The organism is Moraxella sp. I5G (assembly GCF_055193055.1).
In genome coordinates, this window is sequence record NZ_JBUXLH010000001.1 from 163528 (window position 1) to 183319 (window position 19792).

The following is a 19792-nucleotide window of genomic DNA, read 5'->3' on the forward strand; positions in this document are numbered from 1 at the left end:
ATGGATATTTTCTTGTTGCTAAAAGCCTTTGTAATGGGTGTTGTTGAAGGTATTACTGAATTTTTACCTATTTCTAGCACAGGCTATTTAATTTTATCAGCAGATTTGATGAGTTTTTGGGATAAAGATAAACGAGATTTGTTTATTGTTTTTATCCAGCTTGGAGCAATTTTAGCGGTGATTTACGATTATTGGGGGCGATTATGGACTGCTTTTATCAGACTTTTGACAGGTAGGGCTGATAATTTGCAAAATCCCAGAGGTCTAGGCATCGCTCTTATTATTGCAACCATTCCTGTAATGACTGTTGGGGTTTTATTTAAAGATTTTATTACAGGTGTGTTATTTCATCCGCTTGTGGTATCAACTATGCTGATACTTGGAGCGGGTATGATTATTTATGTAGAAAAACACCCCAGACAAATACGCGCCCAAACTGCTGAATCCATTGATTTTAAAACAGCACTTGCAATTGGGCTGTGTCAGTGTTTGGCGCTGATTCCTGGCACATCGCGCTCAGGTTCTACCATTGTTGGCGCGTTATGGTTTGGCGCATCTCGAACTGCGGCGACTGAATTTTCATTCTTTTTGGGAATTCCTGTCATTGTTGGAGCGGCGCTTTTGGATTTACTTGATAAAAAAGACATTTTACAAAATAGTAACGATTGGGCAGTTTTAGGTACTGGCACGGTTGTTTCATTTATTGTAGCGTTGCTGTGTATTCGTTTTATGGTTTCATGGGTAAGCAAAAAAAATTTTATGATTTTTGCGTATTTACGAATTATTACTGGAATTTTAGTACTTGGTGCATGGGCGTTTGGCTATCAAATGCAAGGATAGATTTAGATGCAAGTGCTAGTTTTAGAACAAGAAGGCAAAACAGATTTTGATAAGCTGATTTTATTAAATCAAAAACACAAGCTGAACTTGGAATTAATGCATCAACCAATTACAAAGCCTCGTGATAAAATTTTACAGACAATTGTAAAAGAGCATTTGGATATGCCCATTTTGCTTTTAGAAAAGGGTATGCCTCATCTTGTTCATCATAACGAAAAAACCATTACCAAAACCGCTTTAAATTGGCAGTCTTTAACTCAAAGAATTGTAAGGGCAGGACGAAAATCAGAGCTAATTTTGCAGGCGTGTAAAGTTGATAAAGATTCCGTTGTTATCGATGGTACCGCAGGTTTTGGTTATGATGGATTAATTTTAGCCAGTGCTTGTGGTTCTATAACACTGATTGAAAAAAATCCAATCATCGCACTTTTACTGTTTTTTGAAAAATACACCATGAGTCAAAATACAAATTGGCAAAAGTTATTGGATAAGATAAACATTATTTTTGATGACATTACTCAGTTTAGTTTAATGCAAAAACAACAAGAAATAGCGGATGTAGTGTATTTAGACCCAATGTTTCCAAAGGGCAGCTACCAAGCAAAAGTTAGTAAGACGATGCAAAGTCTACATCTTTTAGCAGACGCCCCTAATGAAAAAGAAGAGCAAATGCTGTTTTATCAAGCCAAAACCTGTTTACACTCTCAAGGTAAATTGGTTATTAAACGACCAATTTACGCCAGACCATTAGCAAATATGCTACCAAATCATCAAGTTAGTAACGACGTCATTCGTTTTGATGTCTATCAAAACAATTAATATTGTTTATAAAAACTAAAAAATTTACCAATTAATAACATTGTTTTCAATTGGTAACATAAATTTTTTGACTAATTTTTATTCTATTTTTATTTAATTTGATTTTAATTAATTGATTTTTTGATAAAAATTAGAAATTTTAACAAAAACTATTGCTTAAGCCTGACGATGTACGCTATGATTATCCTGTAACTTATAATTAATAAATGATGGTATTTTGTAAAAAATGTTTCTAAAACATGATATAATGCAATCGCTATACAAAATATCATTGTTAAATTTTTTATGTTTACTTACTCATAGGATAAATTATGTCAGCCATGCAAAAAACCACGCTAAAAAAATCAGACCTGATTAGTAACGTTGCTTATTCTTGCCAAAACATAGAAGAAAAGTTAGTTGATGAGGCGGTTCGCGAAATTTTAAATCTAATGGGTGATGTGTTGCACAAAGATGGACGTATTGAAGTGCGAGGGTTTGGTAGTTTTTGTTTGCATCATCGCGAAGCACGAAAAGCCAGAAACCCAAAAACAGGCGAAGTGGTTTCGGTGGAAGCCAAAGCTGTGCCACATTTTAAACCTGGAAAAGCGTTGCGCGAGATGGTAAATTACCCAACAATCTGATACAATCGTCATCATTGTAAGCGTAATAAGAGATTTGCGATGTCTTTGATATTAATTATTTTATTGGCAATATTTTTTGGATATTCACTGATTTTAGTGCTTGCCAACAATAGAGAAGTGGAAGTCAATTTGCTCTTTGCCCAAGTCCCTAGCACCAATCTGGGTTTGGTGTTGATATTGACCATTGCGCTTGGTGTCATCATTGGGATATTGGTTTCTTTATTGTTATTTAAAGTTTTTCAAAATAAATTGGAAATCCGTCGTCTAAAAAAAGAAGTGGCTATCTTAGGAGAAAAACTTGACGAAGCCAAAGCTGAACTTTACAACGAGCGTCAAGCACTGTTGGAATTGCAAAAACAGCCGCAATCGGATGCGGCTGCATCTCACAATGTTAACGTCAGCCATGACAGCGAGAACAGTATATGACTGAACAACCATCAGCCCAAAAGTCACCCATTATTGTTGCTATTGACAAACATAATTTGGATGAGGCTTTGATGCTTGCGGACAGTTTAGATCCAACCTTATGTCGTCTAAAAGTTGGTAAGGAACTGTTTACAACATGTGGTCCAAATGTTGTAAAATCCTTGCAAAATCGAGGCTTTGAGATTTTTTTGGATTTAAAATTCCACGATATTCCCAATACTACCACCCAAGCTGTATTGGCAGCTGCGGATATGGGAGTTTGGATGGTTAATGTACACGCAAGTGTTGGCAGTGATGCAATGGCTCTTTGTAAAAATAGTTTATTATCAAAAGGCTACAACACTCTTTTAATCGCAGTCACTGTATTAACTTCCATGACCCAAGAGATTTTACCACAAATTGGTGTTTTTGGAAGTTTAAATGAACAAGTTGCGCGTTTAGCAACTTTGGCAAGAAATTCAGGGTTAGATGGTGTGGTTTGCTCTGCCCAAGAAGCCACCAGTTTAAAAACAGCTTTAGGGAAAGGTTTTAAACTGGTTACGCCCGGTATTCGTTTGCCAGAGGATTCGGCGGATGACCAAAAACGCATTTGCACGCCAAAACAAGCTTTGCAGAATGGTTCAGATTTTTTGGTAATTGGTCGCTCAATTACGGGTGCTAACAATCCAACTGAAAAATTAAAACACATTTTGACAACATTGTAAAACGTTTGTTAAATAATTCTGTTTTAATATAAAAAGCTAAGTTTAAACTTAGCTTTTTTTGTGATATAGTCGATTTGGATATAGTTTGTTTGACTGTATTATTTATCATCAAGTTTTTTAATCCAGTCAAAGATTGCCAGTGCCTGTTTGTCAGCATTGCCAATATAAGTTGCTGGTGTTAGCTGACGAAGGCGCTGTCTATCTTCTTCATCAACCGCATCCAATTCGCCGCCGTCAATAAAATCCAGCATCATTTGACGAGTCATGGCATTGCCGCGGGTTAAAGCCTTTAATTTTTCATAAGGATTTTCAACACGATAACGTCTCATTACTGTTTGAATTGGCTCGGCAAGTACTTCTTGAGCATTGTCTAAATCTTCTGCTAAACGGTTGGGATTTATCTGAAGTTTACCAATGCCTTTTAAACAAGCATCATAAGCAATCACACTTTGAGCAAGACCCACGCCAATATTACGCAGCACGGTAGAATCTGATAAATCCCTTTGCATGCGTGAGACAGGCAATTTTTCTGCCAAATGAGCAAGTATCGCATTAGCAACACCTAAATTGCCTTCTGAATTTTCAAAATCAATTGGATTGACTTTGTGCGGCATGGTTGAGCTGCCAACCTCGCCTTCTTTGAGTTTTTGTTTAAAAAATCCCAAGGAAATGTATTGCCAAATATCACGGTTAAAATCCAACAAAATGGTATTAAAGCGACAAATTGCATAAAACAGTTCAGCAATGTAATCATGTGGTTCAATTTGGGTGGTGTATGGGTTAAATGTCAGTCCCAAGTCTTCAGTGATGAATTTTTCGCTGTGAGCTTGCCAGTCTACATCAGGATAAGCGCTTAAATGAGCATTATAATTACCTACCGCGCCATTGATTTTACCTAAAATTTCTACCTGACGGATTTGTTTAACTTGACGAGCTAAACGATAGGCAACGTTTGCCATTTCTTTACCTAATGTTGTTGGACTGGCAGTTTGTCCATGTGTACGTGATAACATGGGAACGCTAGCATATTCAACAGCAAGATTGGCAATTTTTTCAACCAAGGTGTTCATTTGGCGAACGATGACTTCACGACTGTTTTTTAACATCAGTGCATAGGATAAATTATTAATATCTTCAGAAGTACACGCAAAATGAATAAACTCTAAACTATCAGCTAAATCAGGTTGTTCGCGTAAACGATTTTTAATAAAATATTCTACCGCTTTTACATCATGATTGGTGGTGCGCTCAATATCCTTAATGCTTTGAGCATCATATTCACTAAAGTTTTCAGCGATTCGATTTAAAAATTCTTGAGCTTTGGCATCAAATGGTTTTAATTCAGTAATGGCTGGATTCTTAGCCAGTGCTTGCAACCAGCGAATTTCTACAGTAACGCGTGATTTTATCAAACCAAATTCTGATAAAAAGGGACGCAAAACATCTGCCTTGGCGGCATAACGCCCATCAATAGGCGATAAAGCAGTCAGCGTATTCATAAAAACTCCAATTTTGTGATTTATTTAATTTCAACTGTAGCGTTATTGTCAATATTGGCATAAAGCTCAAGCACATCCCAGTTGGTCAAACGCACGCAGCCCAAAGACGCTTGACGACTAATGCCTTCAGGTACAGGTGAACCGTGAATGCCGTAACTTGGGCGACTTAACCCCATCCAAACAACGCCTACAGGACTGTTTGGGCCAGGTGGTAGGATATAAGATTTTTTGGTGGCTTCATTGTCGCGATTTACAGTCGCCTTGTAATGGGGCATTTTAATTTTATTGACAATTTTATATTTTCCACCTGGTGTGGATGTAGCGCTGCCACCAATGGTGGTAGGGTAGGCAGCAACCAATTTATTGCCATTATAAGCATACAAAACCTTATCATTGCGATCAACCACAACATTGGTTACTCGACCTTTATGATTATTACCTGTATTAATCACTGTAATAGTCTCGCCTGCCTGATACTTGGCATTTTTATTTAATAATTTTAAATAAGCCACATCCATATGAAAACGCTCTCCAAGCATTTCTTGAATGTTTTCATAATGCAAGCTTTTTAATTTTGAGCGAGCTTCAGCGCCTGCAGGTAGAGCTGAATATTTGCCATTAACATCATCTTTGGTTAGTGTATAAGAGACGATGACGGGTTGGTCGTTGGGAATGTTGGCTGTTAAAGCGTTCCAAGTAGCTTGGTCCATCTTGCCTGTGGTGGGCAATCCTTTTATTTTTTGAAAATTAAGTAGGGCTTTTTTACTATTCATTCCCCAACCGCCATCAATCGGTCCAGGCGATGCGTGATTCCAATCAAGTAGCGCCTGAATTTTTACCGTCATGGCGGTATTGGTGCGCATGTTTGGCGACCAAACCGCTTCGTTTACCTGCTTGGCGTAATTGGATAAACTTAAGGTTGTGTAACGTTTACCATCTTTTTCGATACTGTTGATGGCGCTATTATCCACGCCTGCTTGAGCAGTTTTAATATCGGGAATTTGTACATCACCATAACTGATATCACCATCAGCTTTTTGGCTTTGTTTATCAGCATCAGCGTCAGTTGTTGTGCCAACTTTAGCGTTAGTTTGCGCAAAACTGATGCCAGCCCATGCCAATGATGTGAATAATAAGGCGTTTTTTATCATAATTTTCATTAAAAATTCCTTGGGTGAATGGATTTTGTATTATCTGTTAAAATGCAATAAATGGCAAACGCTTTATTTTTAAGGTTTGCCAGTTTGATTATTTAATCAGTTCAATCGTTCCTGTGGCTTTATAAGATAATTGACTGTCGCCACCTACAAATTCTTGAGGGCTAATTTCAGCGCTTTTTCTTAAAGATAGCGATGCAGCCATAGGCTGATAATAACCTTGATTTTGACTATCTAATGAAACTTGTACGATTTTGTAATCTTTTGCTCCAAAAGCCAAACTGACCGTTTTAGCTTCATCTTGAAAGCGTTTAGCCGCTTGAGTCATGAGTTTTTGTTCAATTTGTTGTTTTGTGGTATCTGAGACTTTAAATTCAATGTCATCTACCACCATTAAAGATTGTAGTTCAGCAACCAAATCGCCGGCTTGCTCAAAATCTTGACTGGTTAACTCAAGCGATATTGAGCCTGTAAAGCCCAAAATCTTGCCGTTATTGCTATAACGTGGATAGGCGCTTTGGTGACCTGTTTTGGCTTTTACGCTGGGGTATTTTTTAGCAATGGCGTTAGCTTGATTGATGGTTTGAGTTAAAGTTTGGGCAACGGTTTTGGCATCGCTGGACTGAGTAGTTTTGGTTAAAGCAATTTTAATCTGGTCATTGGCTACCACTTCTTTCACTTCAGTGCTAAAGCTGATTTGATTGTAGTTGGTTGCAGACGTAGTCGCTTGCAAATTTTGCGACAATAAAACACCAATTAATCCCAGTACCGTACTTGAAGTTACACGCGATTTTAAGGAAGATAATAGTAAAGTAGATAACAATTGCTTTTTCATACAAAATGCACCCATGGCTAAAAAGATATCACATTATAACAAAGCTGTTATTAAAAAACTTTAGACTTTTTGATAAATTTGACACAAAAATAACAACAAAGCAAATTCATTGTTAAGATTATCTGATAAATAGCCATTTTTTGCCCCAAAAGCGTGATTTTCTGTTAAAATCTTAAAGATTTTTGGTTTTAGCTTGAGAATTTTTATGACAAATAAATTATTTGAACTGATTGAATCATCAGGAGCAAAATGGGTGGATTTTCGCTATACAGACACTCACGGCAAGGAAATGCATTTGACGTTTCCTGCACATAGCATTGATGAAGATACTTTAGAAGATGGCAAAATGTTTGATGCTTCAAGTGTGGCAGGCTGGAAAGGCGTGGAAGCGTCCGATATGATTTTACGCCCTGACCCAGATTCAGCGTATCTTGATCCATTTTATGAACTGCCAACCATTGTGGTAACTTGCGATGTGATTGAACCTAATACCATGCAAGGCTATGCTAAAGACCCGCGTTCGATTGCTCGACGTGCCGAAACCTATCTAAAATCCACAGGTATTGGCGATACCGTGTTTGTAGGTCCTGAACCTGAATTTTTTGTCTTTGATGAAGTCAAATGGTCTGTGGAGATGTCAGGGGTAAAAAGCGAAGTTATTAGTGAGGCTGCGGCTTGGTCTAGCGCTAATGACTATGCATGGGGAAACCTTGCTCAACGTCCAACCATAAAAGGGGCTTATGCGGTCGTACCACCAATTGACCATTATCATGATATGCGTGCGGTGATGTGTGAACGCATTGAAGAAGTGATGGGTGAAGGTCGTGTGGAAGTGCATCATCATGAGGTCGCGTCAGGACAATTAGAGATTGGTGTATCTTTTAACACCTTAACTAAAAAGGCAGATGAAGTGCAGCAGTTTAAATACATTGTGCAAAATGTTGCCAATCAGTTTGGTAAAACTGCGACATTTATGCCAAAACCTTTGGTAGGGGATAATGGCAGCGGTATGCACGTTCATTTATCCATTGCTAAAGATGGGGTAAATACCTTTTCAGGCGATGAGTATGCAGGTTTATCTAAAACCGCTTTGTATTTTATTGGTGGAGTTATCAAACATGCTCGGGCATTAAATGCGATTACCAATCCAACAACCAATAGTTATAAGCGTTTAGTACCACATTTTGAAGCCCCAATTAAACTGGCTTATTCAGCATCCAATCGCTCAGCATCCATTCGCATTCCTCACGTTTCAAGCCCAAAAGCGGTGAGAATTGAAGTGCGTTTTCCTGACCCATCAGCCAACCCTTATTTGGCATTTGCTGCTTTATTGATGGCGGGCATTGATGGCATTGAAAATAAAATTGAAGCAGGCGAGGCAGCCGATAAAAACTTATACGATTTACCTCCAGAAGAAGAAGCGATGATTCCAACCGTTGCTGAAAATCTGGAAGTTGCACTCAATGCGTTAAAAGAAGATCATGCCTTTTTGTTAAAAGGTGACGTTTTTAGTAAAGAAATGATTGATGATTACATTGCTTTAAAAATGCAAGAAGTGCAGCGTATGAATGAAGCAGTGCATCCTTTAGAATTTGAAATGTATTATCGTTGTTAATTCAGCAGTAAGTTTGACAAACAGACAGACGGCATAAGTTTTGGCTTGTGCCGTTTGTTTTTAGCGGATTTTTTATGATTTTTTGGGTAAAATAACTTTTATTTGTGAGAAATTTTAATGCAAAATTTATTATCTGGTTTATTGTTGTCTTGTTTGTTTATTAGTCAAGTGTCTGCATATACCATTGAAATTACCGAACCTGAAAAATCTCGAGCTTATCATCGTTTTACTCAGTCCATTGATGTTCAAACAAAAGTTAGACCTGATTTACAAGAAGGCTATACCACGGCGGTTTTGCTCAATGACAAAGTGGTCATTGATGGTAATCAAGGAAGTATTGCAACGGATGATTTGGTGGCAGGCGAGTATGTCATTAGTGCTATTGTTATGGATAAAAATGCCAAAACGGTTGCTAAAGATAGTAAAACTGTTTACATTATTCAAAATAACGCTTGGCATAAAAAGAAACAAGCGGCAATCAATGAACGTAAAGCCTATGATGAATTTCCTTTGTATAAAAAGTTAGCCATTGGCATTAATCCTAAAGAACAAGCTCCACCAAAGGTCAATCAAAATACACCTACCTGGGAAATCCAGCAGCGCCAAATGGGTTTGATAAAATAACGTCTTAATTATCAGTCTAAAATACAAAAATAAAAACGATAAATAACCGTATTTCTTGCAAAAAGCTAAGTATTACCACTTAGCTTTTTATACAATTTTTGTTATGTGCTTGTAAAAACCTTTAAGTTTTATTAAATTTTTAATATATAATAGCTTCATTTACAAAAATAATGGAAAGATTATGCAGTGGCGCGGTCGTAGACAAAGCGATAATATCGAAGACAGACGTGGTGGCGCTAGAAAGGCAGGCGGGATTGGCATTGGTAGTATTGTCATTGCTCTGATTTTATGGAAAGTGTTTGGTATAGACCCACAAACCACTCTTGGTGTGGCGCAGCAAATGCAATCTACTCAGACCACAACCCAAACTGCTCCAACACAGCAAACCCCCGACCAACAAGAAGCCAAAGCTTTTGTAGCAACTATTTTGGCAGATACAGAAGACGTCTGGACACCAATTTTTAACCGTTTAGGTAGAACGTATCAACCACCAAAATTGGTTATGTTTACAGGTCAAGTAAATTCTGCTTGCGGTTCAGCAAGTTCTGCCAGTGGACCTTTTTACTGTCCTGCCGACCAAAAAGTCTATTTGGATACAAACTTTTTTGTTGATATGAAAAAACAAATGGGCATTGGTGGCGACCAAAATAATAGTTCAGAATTATCTAGAAAAGACCAGGCAGGGGACTTTGCTCAAGCCTATGTGGTTGCTCATGAAGTTGGTCATCATGTACAGACGTTACTTGGCATCTCTTCAAAAGTTCGCGAAGCGCAGGCTCAAACCAGTAAAAAAAATGCCAATCAATTGTCTGTACGTTTGGAATTACAAGCGGATTGTTTTGCAGGTATTTGGGCGAACCACAATCAAAAACGCACCCAATTTTTGCAAAAAGGCGATATTGAAGAAGCCTTGGATGCGGCTGAAAAAATTGGTGATGATTATTTGCAGCATCAAGCTCATGGTCATACCGTTCCAGACAGTTTTACTCATGGCACCAGCCAGCAAAGACAGCGTTGGTTTTATCGTGGCTTTGAGTCTGGCGATATCAGTCAATGCGATACTTTTGGGGCGGCTCAGCTATAATTAAGAAAAATAACCTTGTAGTATAACTAACTTTAAGTTGATTATTTTACACAGTTAAATATAAACGATTTTCATTCTAGAGCTTGCAAATAATAATAATTATTGTTATTATACTCAGAGTAATCAATCATGTTGATTAAAAGTTTTAAAATAAAACTCACAAAGTAATTTTTTAGGAACTATCTCATGTACATTTGCATTTGTCATGATGTTAAAGACACCCAAATCAAAACTGCTCTAAATCAAGGATTAGATACAGTTCAATCACTACAAGATACATTATTAGTGGGTACTTGCTGTGGTTGCTGTGTACCTATGGTTCAGGATTTGGTTGATGAACATCATGCTAAATTTAAAGCAGTAGACGCCATGAGTGCTTAATTGTTAAGGGATTATTTCTTTTTTTAATTGAAAATCATTTTTAACTGTTGTTATTTAGTTATCTTTTTTGATATTAGTTTTATTTAATAAATTTAAACCATTATCATTTATTTGCTACAGCAACATAATAATTATAATAAAATCATCTGGTTAGCATGGAGCAGACCTCAATTTCTCCATTTCACCTAAGTTAACCTTAGGTGAAAATTTTTGTCATTGTGATAGTCGTTCTTAAATTGCAAGTCGTTCGCGGTTCTTTTGTACTACAATTTGGTGCTTGTCATTCATAAAAGCTATGATAAGATAAAGCCCATAAGTTATTTAGTTTAAAAACTTAAATCAAGTTAGTTTATTGGAGTGTAAAATGAAATCTTCTCAAAAAGTTATTGATTATCTAAATTTTTTGTTGGGCGGTGAATTGGGTGCTAGAGACCAATATTTTATCCATTCACAAATGTATGCTGAGTGGGAGTTGGGCAAGCTTCATGACCGCGTCTATCATGAAATGGAAGATGAAACATTGCATGCACGTTTAATTATCAATCGTATTTTGATGCTTGGCGGTGTGCCAAATATGCAAGTTAGTAGCATTAATATTGGTACAGACGTTCCATCTATGTTAAAAAGTGATTTGGAGCTTGAATATAGTGTGCAAGAACACCTAAAAGAAGGTATTGCACTTTGTGAAGCTGAACGTGATTATGTAACCCGCGATTTATTAGTTGCTCAACTAGAAGACACCGAACAAGACCATGCCCATTGGCTAGAAAAACAGTTACGTTTGATTGAAATGATGGGGCTTGCTAATTACCTGCAAAGCCAAACAGCTGAGCCAAACCTAGCCTCAGTCACTCATTAATTTTTTTAAACAACATTAAAAAGGTATAAAAATGAAAGGGGATAAAGAAGTTATTCGGGCATTAAATTCAGTATTAGCTCAATCTTTGATTGCAATTAACCAATATTTTCTACATGCTCGTATTGTTAAAAACTGGGGTGTAGAAGAATTAAACGAGGCGTTTTTTAAACAATCCATTAAAGAAATGAAATGGGCAGATGAGTTAATTGAGCGTATTTTATTACTTGAAGGATTGCCAAATTTACAAGATTTGGGTAAGTTGCTAATCGGTGAAACAACCGAAGAAATCTTAGAATGCGATTTACGTCTTGAGCGTCGCAAACATGAGATTTTACTTGAAGCAATTGCTGTTTGTGAAGAAAAGAGAGATTTTGTATCTCGCGAAATCTTAGTTAAATTCAAAGATGGCAATGAAGAATATGAAGACTGGTTGGAATCTCAACAAGAATTGATTGAAAGTATGGGTGTGCAAAACTACATTCAATTAAAAGCCAGTGATGATTGAATTACGTTTTATAGCTTAGCTTAAAAAAATATCCGCCTTAAAATAAGGTGGATATTTTTTTTGACATTGAACCGACGCAAATTTTGGTAAAAAGTAGAAAATTTTTAATAGGGCGATGACTACTTTTCACCAGATTTTATTTAAAGTAAAACCATAAAACGATTAAAAATCGTAAGTTAATCCGACATTAAAAGATGTTTCAGTTTTACTATCCGTCATTGGACTATTTTTTTGACTAGAGGATAGCCAGTCATGACGCACATTGGCAAAACTACCAATTTTATCTGTAAACATGTATTTACCACTAACAGCAACAAAAGGTGAAAAACCAGCTTTTGCATCATAAAAGTGAATTCCTGATTGTAATGACTCTTTATCAGATATTCCATAATAATAATCATTATATTTTTTACTGTGCCAAGTAATTCCAGCCTTAGGATAAACAGTTAGTTTATTATCCAATAATTCAAATTTACTGCGATGAGCCAAACTAACGGTTTGACCATTGCTGCGACCTAATATGTCAGTTGCCAATTTTGTTTCAATACCACCAATGGCTGAAATATACATATAGCTAACTTGAGCATTTACTGAAGATTGGCGTTTATTTAAACTTTGTAAAGCCGCTGTTTTTGCATCTTTTGAATTATAGTGTTGTCTGTCATAACTAATGCCTACACGTACCCAATGTTTATTATCCTTATAAGGATAAAAACCTACATCGGTACCTTCAAGATAAAAACGATTGTTGTCATACAACAATAAAGGGACGGCTGTGATTTTGTCATCAACGTGATACGCGCTTTGATGAATACTCGCCAAAGCGCCCACAGTTAGTGGCGCCATCTTTTTCCATAGCTAAAGTTTGTGCATGTACTTGTTGAATGAATAAACCTAAAAGAACAGTAAGAGTAGATCTATACATAAATTTCTCGATATGTGCGTACACAATAGTTATTTAACATAATAACCATTATGCGAAGTTTTATGGATTTTGCTTAATTAACTGATTGATTTCATTGGAGTTATTTTTATAGGCTTGATTATATCATTATTTGAATTGTTGTTCAATCATTGGAGTTTGTTTATAACTGATGATTGATGTCGTTGATTCATTGGTGCTGTCTTAAATTTTTTATTTATGGCAGGCGAGAAAAAATCCTCTAGAAATTGGGGAGTGTTTCAGACCACCAGAGGGTAGAACCGACTTAAAAACGGTTTAGTCTTAATCCCCTAGAAATTGGGGAGTGTTTCAGACGATTATAAATGACTTCTCTGCTGATTGGTCTAAGGTCTTAATCCCCTAGAAATTGGGGAGTGTTTCAGACAATAAGACTGTACGTATTACCGATGACTCTATCCGTCTTAATCCCCTAGAAATTGGGGAGTGTTTCAGACTCAATTCCATATGATAACCCATCATAATGTCTGTCTTAATCCCCTAGAAATTGGGGAGTGTTTCAGACTCATACGAAAACCAGATTAAATCTATATTATAAGAAGTCTTAATCCCCTAGAAATTGGGGAGTGTTTCAGACTTACAAAATGGGCGTATTACTAGCCGTTTTGGTAGTCTTAATCCCCTAGAAATTGGGGAGTGTTTCAGACTATTAGTTCATTGGTTTCAGCCAGAATGGGTAGTGCGTCTTAATCCCCTAGAAATTGGGGAGTGTTTCAGACTTAAGGCTACCATAGAGGCTCTTCTAAGCTCAGTCTTAATCCCCTAGAAATTGGGGAGTGTTTCAGACACCCATGTTATGGGGTATTAAATTATTCAAACGTAGTCTTAATCCCCTAGAAATTGGGGAGTGTTTCAGACGTCGCTCCCGACGGTTCCGTCACAAAAACCTCGGTCTTAATCCCCTAGAAATTGGGGAGTGTTTCAGACTGCGGTTGATTTAAATTTTTAAATAAAATCAATAAGTTACTCAATCATTTTTTGGGATAATTTTTCACTAAAAAAGTTGTTGTAATTTTAACCAATTTTGACCAAAATTTTACACTTCTAACAGTCCAAAACGTCAATAACAAAACTGCTTTTGTCAAGCCAGCTCTAAAACACTTACCCTAAGGGAACCAATGATAACCATTGGTGTGGGTATTATAAACCCTATCCGAATTTTTGCAATAGATTTACCAAAAGATTTACCAAAAAATTTGTTGCCCTTCTTCACCAAATAGCATAATGTCTGTTGAGCGTTTTCCTTTGATAAATGCACTTTCTAAACTTTGGGTTTGATACACTTTAACATCGTCGTGATGGCTATCTATAATCCGCTCTAATTTGGCGATTAATGCGTCCATATCTTGCAAAAATAATGTGCCATAATAAATAGAATATTGAATTTGCAGTAATTCTTTACTAATTAAACGATGTACTTTTTTTAGTCGTTTTGGGTCTTTGATGTCATAACAGACGACAAAATGTTGCTTTTTCATACGTTTTCCTGTGTGATTGGTTGTTAATGGGTTAAATGGTTAAAAATCATTCATATAGTCTAATGATGCGTTTAAAATCGCTTCTTCGCCTGTGATAATACACTGCCCTTCTAATCGGTGTAACCATGCCCAAATGTGCGCGGTTGCCTGTTTTTCCAAAGATGGGCGAATGGCGGTAAATGCCTGATAAAAACGGCTACGCCCTGCTTTTAAAAGTTCGCACGGTTTATCTTGATTGGGTTTGATGCTAAAATCTTCTTTGGTAATTTGCCCACTTGCAAATAACTGCCAAACAAACCATTCAATTTTATCTCGTTGCAGTTCGGCAAAGTCGCACGCCAAAGACTGCCTTCCATAACTTACTTCATGTAAAATGCCTAAAAATGGGCAAACCCCACCAAAAACACCGCTCGTTCACAAATGCCTTGCAGCAGCGTATAACCAAGCGATAACAAGACGTTAACGGGGTCTTTTGGGGGACGGCGATTGCGTTTTGTAAATTGTAAATCCTCATTAAAAAACGATTGATACGCTCCAAAAAATAACGATGCTGATGAGCCTTCAATGCCACGTAAACTGGCTAAATTTTTTCTAGGAGCAACCAAGGTGCTGTTTTTACGAAAAAAGTAGGTTTTTAATTGCCGTCTGTTTTGTTGTAATTTATCAATGGTTTGATAAACATCTTGGCAACCAGATGAGCAATTTTGCTTTGCTAACTGATGCAGTAAGTTGATTTGACGATGAATTTTTAGCTTTACTAATAACGTTGCCCACTGCTCTTTACATTCTTCATCTCGCAAGACTTCATACTGAATTTGGCGTCTGGTAACTGCTTTATGCCAATTGCCATGTAAACAGCTGGCTTGACCTGATGTGCCACTTGGCAAAATCGTTAAGGCGATTTGATGTTCTGATAATTTTGTTAAAAGATTGGTACTAATGTCTATATTTGTGGTAATGGTTAGACTTTGGATTTGGTTAAACGGCAAACTGATTGGTTTTTGAAAACTATCATGCTGTATCAGCAAAATTTGACGCTCATAAGTCAGCCGAGAACCTTTTTGGTCAATAACAACGTTTCTCATCGTAATTCCTTATAGATAAATAGTTTAACCAATATACAAAAAATCGTCTGTTGGGTTAAAAATTGGCGACTTACGCGGTTTGGTTTGCCAATAGGTTTGATGAACCTGAATGACGCATCCAGCGTCTTGATGAGCTAAATATTTATTGAGCTGTTTTTGTAATTGAATTTTATCTTGATTGGTTAAATAACATTCATAAGCAGATAATTGACCACCAAAAGCGTAGTTTTTGACTTGATTGCGGATTGTGTCTTGTCTGTCATCATCACCAACATCATAACCGACCAAATAAAGATGACGCACCATAATAAAAACCCCAAACATTCATTTGGGGTTATTATCGCAAAAAAATAACAAAAACAGATAAAATAATAAGCTTGTCAATTAGTCTTCCAGTAGATTTTTAAAGCGTTCTTGAAGACTTTGTTTTAGTTTTTGCTCATCTTCTAAAATCTGTTTAATTTTTTTCTTTTCTTCTTGTTTGCCATGCACCACTGCATTGCGGATAATGGTTAATGTACGGAATTTTTCATCATTTTTTAGATGATGGCGCTGACTTTCGCGGTCATCGTAATTATCAACGTCTTTGTTTGCTTGAATGGTTTTGGCAGTAATCATACCTTCCATTGCAAACACAACCGCCCTTAAATAATCGCGACGGTGCAAATATTCTTTTGCTAAGTGCTGTTCATTAAGACCGCGATTTTGTTCTTTATGCCATTTCAATCGTTGCACTAATTGGGGTTTAAATAAATCAACGATTGGGGTTTTGATTTTCTGTATTTTATTAAATACAGTTCCGATTTTTTGGCGGGCTTGGCTGGCATTGCTGATGCGTTCATAAAAAGACGCTTGCGATAACTGCTTGGCATCTGTATCTGTCATGCCTTGTTGTTGCAGCAGTGGAGCAAATACTGAATAATCACCATCTTTGTCAAAGGTGCTAAGGGCATCTACCCAATCAAGCATGGTTAATAAGCTTTCAAGTTCTAAAACAGGCGTTTTGTTATCGCTTGACATTTCAAACGCCCCATAATAGATTTGTCGAACGTCAATTTTTTTAACCGTTTTTAAAAATCTTGCCGCTACCAGTGATAACATTGGCAAGTGTCTAAAACCATGAGTAACATCAATGACCACATCTTCATTTTCATTTAAATTCTCAGCTAACACGGATAAAATTTCAATTTGTTCTTTAGGATTTTTAGCAAAAGGAATTAACACACAATGCACTTCTGAATGCAGTGATTGACTGAGATAATCTTCAAATGGCTGTAAATGTTCTGGACTGACGTTTTTGCTATTAACCGCTTCGGATAAATCCAGCCATTTTTCTTCCATGCCATTATCGCCAGCATTTTCCAAAAAAACATCCCACATACTGCCAGACGTACCCAACAAAATCACTTTAGTTGGTTTGATTTTTTGTGCCAATGCCATACCAATATAGCGAGTTTGCTCAAAAACCTCACCATCTGAAAATTGATAATTAGTGGTACGATAACCGCCATTTTGTTTGTTGCCAACGCCCAAAAAACTAATTAATGTTGTCATATAACACTCCTTAACAATGAATGATAAACCAAATTGATAAACCAAAATCAGTCAATTTGTTTTGAATGTACGGTGTGGATGCACTGATTGTTTAATGCCCTACCCGCCTGCCAGTACATAAATCAGTATAATAAACATCAACCGCTGATAACTAACTGGTTGGGTTTATTATGCCAAAGATTTTATGTAAGTTGATTTTTTGGTAAGCTTATTTTTGTGTACAAACTACTTTTGATTTCATCTTTTTGTTTGGTGTATTAAGATAAGCCAACCTCTTGTTTAAGTGGATTGATGCGCTCCTTCCAGTTTTTGTTTTTACTGATACTACTACCTATGAGTTTGGGTAAATATGGCAAAAACACCGTTTCAAGAGCGTATTTTTTATCGTCTTTTGACCACTCTATCACTAATTTATACAAACTAAGAAAATCATATTCCTTGCCATCAATTTTAACTTTTGGTGGACTGCTTACTTTGCCATGCCAAGAACTTTCGTCTAGTTTTTTCAGTTCATTTTCAAATTTGCAAATTAGCTGCTGATTTTCATTCAAATCAGAAATTAAGCGTTCAAGTTCTTGTTGGTTTTTTTCCTCTTGTATCCGTTTAGTTTCCTCTTCAATCTTTTGAAGATAAGGATTAATTTTGGTCTTATCCAAATCAAAATAGCCGTAACCTGAACCGCCTTTGCACCCTAGCCCCTGTTGCTGAATGGTTTGTTCTAGCAGGTTTTTTGCATAATTTGCCCAGCCTTGAACGCCTTCAATCACAAAATAAAAACTTCCTTGCACCGCAATTTGCTGGTTTGGAATGGGGTTTTCAGTGTCTAAGGCATCAAAATCACCTTGATAATACGCTTGATTATGCACCGTTACGATTTCATCTATAAATGGTTTATTAGCGTCGCTTGAATTTGGTATCCACCACGCATCATGCCAAATTAAATAGCCTGCATTGGGATTTTCATCGTCGTCTGAGCCAAATAGCACATCAATAATTGCTTTTTTATCATCAGCAATGATAATTTTGCCTTTATCGTATTGTATTTGATTGTTAGCGTCTTTTTTGGCAAATAAATGCTCGGCGTAATTTCTCACCGCTCCTTTGACGCTAGACCCAGGTATCATTGGCATACCATAAGTATGATGGGTACTAACCCCAGTTTCTAACGCTCCCCCAATGGCAGACCTGTAAACAAACGACCATTAATGGTTGCACTTACACAAGCAAAGTTAGTATTACTATTTTCGTAAGTATGTGCTAGCCAGCGTTTAAACGCCAAAGAATACAAATCATCCGCAGCCACGCCTGAGATTTTTCCAATTAAATTCTTTTTGGTGGGTTTTTCATTATCGCCATCCCACGTTTTTAACCCTCTTTGGATTAATAACCCTGCATGAGCAGAACGCAAATCATCAAACAGCGCCTGCAAATCTTTACGCATTAAATCGGTCATCTTTTGACTCCTTATTTACTTTTCCAATAAGGCTTGAGTATAGCGCTTTAGCCAGCTGCTTGCTTCAATGGCATTACGAGTAAGTGTTTGATATTTAACAATATCGACTGCTAGCACTTCTGCATGCAATTTCTGAACATCAGAAAATCCCAATAAACTGGCAAGATGCTTAAGTATCATAGCATGCTCTTTTTCAGACTTTGCCATTAAAAATCCAACCGATTGAGCTAAGCCCGATTGCATAATCATCGTTGGCAATGACAGTGCTAGCGTACGATATTTAGCTTCGGGAACGTCTTGTTGATTTTTGATGCCATTCACTAAAGGATAGGCATTTTCGGCGTATTTTTTTGAGCGAACTTGCATATTACTCTCCTTTTTTGGCTTGAGGCTTTGTAATCAAAAGGCGGCACAGCCCACGTCCTACGGTATGTTTTCCACCAATTTGCAAACGGATTTCTTCAATTGGTAATAAATCCGCAAGTTCTTTGGCAGATTTTTGATTGCTAGCATCTCGTGAATCACTCACGCCCATCACGCCCCATAGCACACTATCGGCAGGTAGATTTTCTTCTGTCCACAAAGCCCCTGTTTGCACCGTGCGTGTTTCACGTTCAATGCGAATGCGTGTGCGAATTTCGGTGGCGGTATCTGCCAAAAATGAAAAAATACTGTCTGGCAAAATCACAAAACGTTTTTTAACTTCGTTTTGCCAATCTTTAAAATCGGGTGTATCTTCAGGATAAAGTTCTGCGGTGATTTTATTTGCCCATTTTTCAGCCAAATCGTCGCAACGTGATTTAATGTCTAAATCTTCTAAAGCGATTTTTTCATTTATCAATAAAACGCTGTCGTTTGCTAATAATGCTCTGTTGTCAGCGATTGTTGGAACATTTAAATCCAAAGCCAAATCGCGCTTGTACTGGCGTAAAATAAATGGGCATGTTGCATATGCGACAGTTCCTGCAAATGAACGAATGGGCAGCATCAGCAAGTTGGCATCACCAAAGGCAAGCGCGCCTGCATGGTCTGCGTCTTTATCTTTACCAAATAAGGTGTTAATATCTCTATCATTAATTTGCGTTTTTAGCTCATCGCGCATTACTCCCTTTAAGGAAGAACCTGGAATAATGGGCAAATTGGTTGCTTTTGCACGTGCAATGGGTAAGTCCACCACTCCCACACCTTGACCTGTACCAAGATGTAGGGCTGATAAGTTTTGTAGATGAAAAATACGAGTTTGCATAATACATTCCTTCAATTTAAATCAATAATCAATAAATAACTTGC

General features: G+C 37.0%; 24 protein-coding genes and 1 CRISPR repeat array. Of the genes, 11 read left to right on the forward strand and 13 right to left on the reverse strand.

What is annotated here, in order from left to right:
• From ACZBKJ_RS00635 to pyrF, 5 genes are all read left to right on the forward strand, one after another.
• The gene (locus tag ACZBKJ_RS00635) at nucleotides 1-840 is read left to right on the forward strand and encodes an undecaprenyl-diphosphate phosphatase (RefSeq protein WP_463199047.1); all 840 of its coding nucleotides are present in this window, start codon (nucleotides 1-3) and stop codon (nucleotides 838-840) included.
• 6 nt (nucleotides 841-846) lie between these two features.
• Nucleotides 847-1659: a class I SAM-dependent methyltransferase gene (locus tag ACZBKJ_RS00640; protein WP_463198959.1), complete on the forward strand. Its 813-nt coding sequence runs from the start codon at nucleotides 847-849 to the stop codon at nucleotides 1657-1659.
• A 320-nt stretch (nucleotides 1660-1979) separates the two neighbouring features.
• A complete protein-coding gene (locus ACZBKJ_RS00645; RefSeq protein WP_463199048.1) occupies nucleotides 1980-2282 on the forward strand; it encodes an HU family DNA-binding protein in 303 nt (100 codons plus the stop codon).
• A 39-nt stretch (nucleotides 2283-2321) separates the two neighbouring features.
• On the forward strand, nucleotides 2322-2708 hold the full coding sequence (locus ACZBKJ_RS00650) for a lipopolysaccharide assembly protein LapA domain-containing protein (RefSeq protein WP_463198960.1): 387 nt from the start codon (nucleotides 2322-2324) through the stop codon (nucleotides 2706-2708).
• On the forward strand, nucleotides 2705-3412 hold the full coding sequence (gene pyrF / locus ACZBKJ_RS00655) for an orotidine-5'-phosphate decarboxylase (protein ID WP_463198961.1): 708 nt from the start codon (nucleotides 2705-2707) through the stop codon (nucleotides 3410-3412). The genes ACZBKJ_RS00650 and pyrF overlap by 4 nt, the downstream gene beginning before the upstream one ends.
• Nucleotides 3413-3510: 98 nt before the next feature.
• On the opposite strand, the gene purB is transcribed toward pyrF, so the two are convergent.
• From purB to ACZBKJ_RS00670, 3 genes are all read right to left on the reverse strand, one after another.
• Nucleotides 3511-4911 carry an adenylosuccinate lyase gene (gene purB / locus ACZBKJ_RS00660; protein ID WP_463198962.1) on the reverse strand — a complete coding sequence of 467 codons (1401 nt, stop codon included), beginning with the start codon at nucleotides 4909-4911 and terminating at the stop codon, nucleotides 3511-3513.
• A 20-nt stretch (nucleotides 4912-4931) separates the two neighbouring features.
• Nucleotides 4932-6062, reverse strand: a complete 1131-nt coding sequence (locus ACZBKJ_RS00665) for a L,D-transpeptidase family protein (RefSeq protein WP_463199049.1) — start codon at nucleotides 6060-6062, stop codon at nucleotides 4932-4934.
• A 97-nt stretch (nucleotides 6063-6159) separates the two neighbouring features.
• Entirely contained in the window at nucleotides 6160-6903 is a 744-nt protein-coding gene (locus ACZBKJ_RS00670; RefSeq protein ID WP_463198963.1) for an SIMPL domain-containing protein, read from the reverse strand.
• Between the two features lie 205 nt (nucleotides 6904-7108).
• On the opposite strand from ACZBKJ_RS00670, the gene glnA reads away from it, so the two are divergent.
• The 6 genes from glnA to bfr (ACZBKJ_RS00700) all read left to right on the forward strand — a co-directional run bounded on the left by glnA (nucleotide 7109) and on the right by bfr (ACZBKJ_RS00700) (nucleotide 11971).
• Nucleotides 7109-8518 carry a type I glutamate--ammonia ligase gene (gene glnA, locus ACZBKJ_RS00675; protein ID WP_463198964.1) on the forward strand — a complete coding sequence of 470 codons (1410 nt, stop codon included), beginning with the start codon at nucleotides 7109-7111 and terminating at the stop codon, nucleotides 8516-8518.
• Nucleotides 8519-8635: 117 nt separating this feature from the next.
• Nucleotides 8636-9142, forward strand: coding sequence for a hypothetical protein (locus tag ACZBKJ_RS00680; RefSeq protein WP_463198965.1), 507 nt, complete (start codon nucleotides 8636-8638; stop codon nucleotides 9140-9142).
• Between the two features lie 181 nt (nucleotides 9143-9323).
• Nucleotides 9324-10226 carry a KPN_02809 family neutral zinc metallopeptidase gene (gene ypfJ / locus ACZBKJ_RS00685; protein ID WP_463198967.1) on the forward strand — a complete coding sequence of 301 codons (903 nt, stop codon included), beginning with the start codon at nucleotides 9324-9326 and terminating at the stop codon, nucleotides 10224-10226.
• A gap of 186 nt (nucleotides 10227-10412) precedes the next feature.
• Nucleotides 10413-10607 carry a (2Fe-2S)-binding protein gene (locus tag ACZBKJ_RS00690; protein WP_463198968.1) on the forward strand — a complete coding sequence of 65 codons (195 nt, stop codon included), beginning with the start codon at nucleotides 10413-10415 and terminating at the stop codon, nucleotides 10605-10607.
• A gap of 364 nt (nucleotides 10608-10971) precedes the next feature.
• Complete coding sequence (gene bfr, locus ACZBKJ_RS00695; RefSeq protein ID WP_463198969.1) at nucleotides 10972-11466, forward strand: bacterioferritin; 495 nt, start codon at nucleotides 10972-10974, stop codon at nucleotides 11464-11466.
• A 31-nt stretch (nucleotides 11467-11497) separates the two neighbouring features.
• Complete coding sequence (gene bfr, locus ACZBKJ_RS00700; RefSeq protein WP_463198970.1) at nucleotides 11498-11971, forward strand: bacterioferritin; 474 nt, start codon at nucleotides 11498-11500, stop codon at nucleotides 11969-11971.
• A gap of 162 nt (nucleotides 11972-12133) precedes the next feature.
• On the opposite strand, the gene ACZBKJ_RS00705 is transcribed toward bfr (ACZBKJ_RS00700), so the two are convergent.
• From ACZBKJ_RS00705 to cmr4, 10 genes are all read right to left on the reverse strand, one after another.
• Nucleotides 12134-12817: a MipA/OmpV family protein gene (locus ACZBKJ_RS00705; protein WP_463198971.1), complete on the reverse strand. Its 684-nt coding sequence runs from the start codon at nucleotides 12815-12817 to the stop codon at nucleotides 12134-12136.
• A 306-nt stretch (nucleotides 12818-13123) separates the two neighbouring features.
• A CRISPR array of direct repeats spans nucleotides 13124-13859; the repeat unit is 36 nt; unit sequence GTCTTAATCCCCTAGAAATTGGGGAGTGTTTCAGAC.
• 257 nt (nucleotides 13860-14116) lie between these two features.
• On the reverse strand, nucleotides 14117-14410 hold the full coding sequence (gene cas2 / locus ACZBKJ_RS00710; RefSeq protein WP_463198972.1) for a CRISPR-associated endonuclease Cas2: 294 nt from the start codon (nucleotides 14408-14410) through the stop codon (nucleotides 14117-14119).
• A gap of 39 nt (nucleotides 14411-14449) precedes the next feature.
• Nucleotides 14450-14752, reverse strand: a complete 303-nt coding sequence (locus ACZBKJ_RS00715) for a CRISPR-associated endonuclease Cas1 (protein ID WP_463198973.1) — start codon at nucleotides 14750-14752, stop codon at nucleotides 14450-14452.
• Between the two features lie 35 nt (nucleotides 14753-14787).
• On the reverse strand, nucleotides 14788-15495 hold the full coding sequence (gene cas1, locus ACZBKJ_RS00720; RefSeq protein ID WP_463198974.1) for a CRISPR-associated endonuclease Cas1: 708 nt from the start codon (nucleotides 15493-15495) through the stop codon (nucleotides 14788-14790).
• Nucleotides 15496-15519: 24 nt separating this feature from the next.
• Nucleotides 15520-15801, reverse strand: coding sequence for a CRISPR-associated endonuclease Cas2 (gene cas2 / locus ACZBKJ_RS00725; RefSeq protein WP_463198975.1), 282 nt, complete (start codon nucleotides 15799-15801; stop codon nucleotides 15520-15522).
• A 78-nt stretch (nucleotides 15802-15879) separates the two neighbouring features.
• Nucleotides 15880-17049: a TIGR02221 family CRISPR-associated protein gene (gene csx2, locus ACZBKJ_RS00730; protein ID WP_463198977.1), complete on the reverse strand. Its 1170-nt coding sequence runs from the start codon at nucleotides 17047-17049 to the stop codon at nucleotides 15880-15882.
• Nucleotides 17050-17306: 257 nt separating this feature from the next.
• A complete protein-coding gene (gene cmr6 / locus ACZBKJ_RS00735) occupies nucleotides 17307-18173 on the reverse strand; it encodes a type III-B CRISPR module RAMP protein Cmr6 (RefSeq protein WP_463198978.1) in 867 nt (288 codons plus the stop codon).
• Between the two features lie 38 nt (nucleotides 18174-18211).
• Nucleotides 18212-18502 carry a hypothetical protein gene (locus ACZBKJ_RS00740; RefSeq protein ID WP_463198979.1) on the reverse strand — a complete coding sequence of 97 codons (291 nt, stop codon included), beginning with the start codon at nucleotides 18500-18502 and terminating at the stop codon, nucleotides 18212-18214.
• Nucleotides 18503-18517: 15 nt separating this feature from the next.
• Complete coding sequence (gene cmr5 / locus ACZBKJ_RS00745) at nucleotides 18518-18868, reverse strand: type III-B CRISPR module-associated protein Cmr5 (RefSeq protein WP_463198980.1); 351 nt, start codon at nucleotides 18866-18868, stop codon at nucleotides 18518-18520.
• 1 nt (nucleotide 18869) lies between these two features.
• Nucleotides 18870-19748, reverse strand: a complete 879-nt coding sequence (gene cmr4 / locus ACZBKJ_RS00750; protein WP_463198981.1) for a type III-B CRISPR module RAMP protein Cmr4 — start codon at nucleotides 19746-19748, stop codon at nucleotides 18870-18872.
• Between the last annotated feature and the right edge of the window lie 44 nt (nucleotides 19749-19792).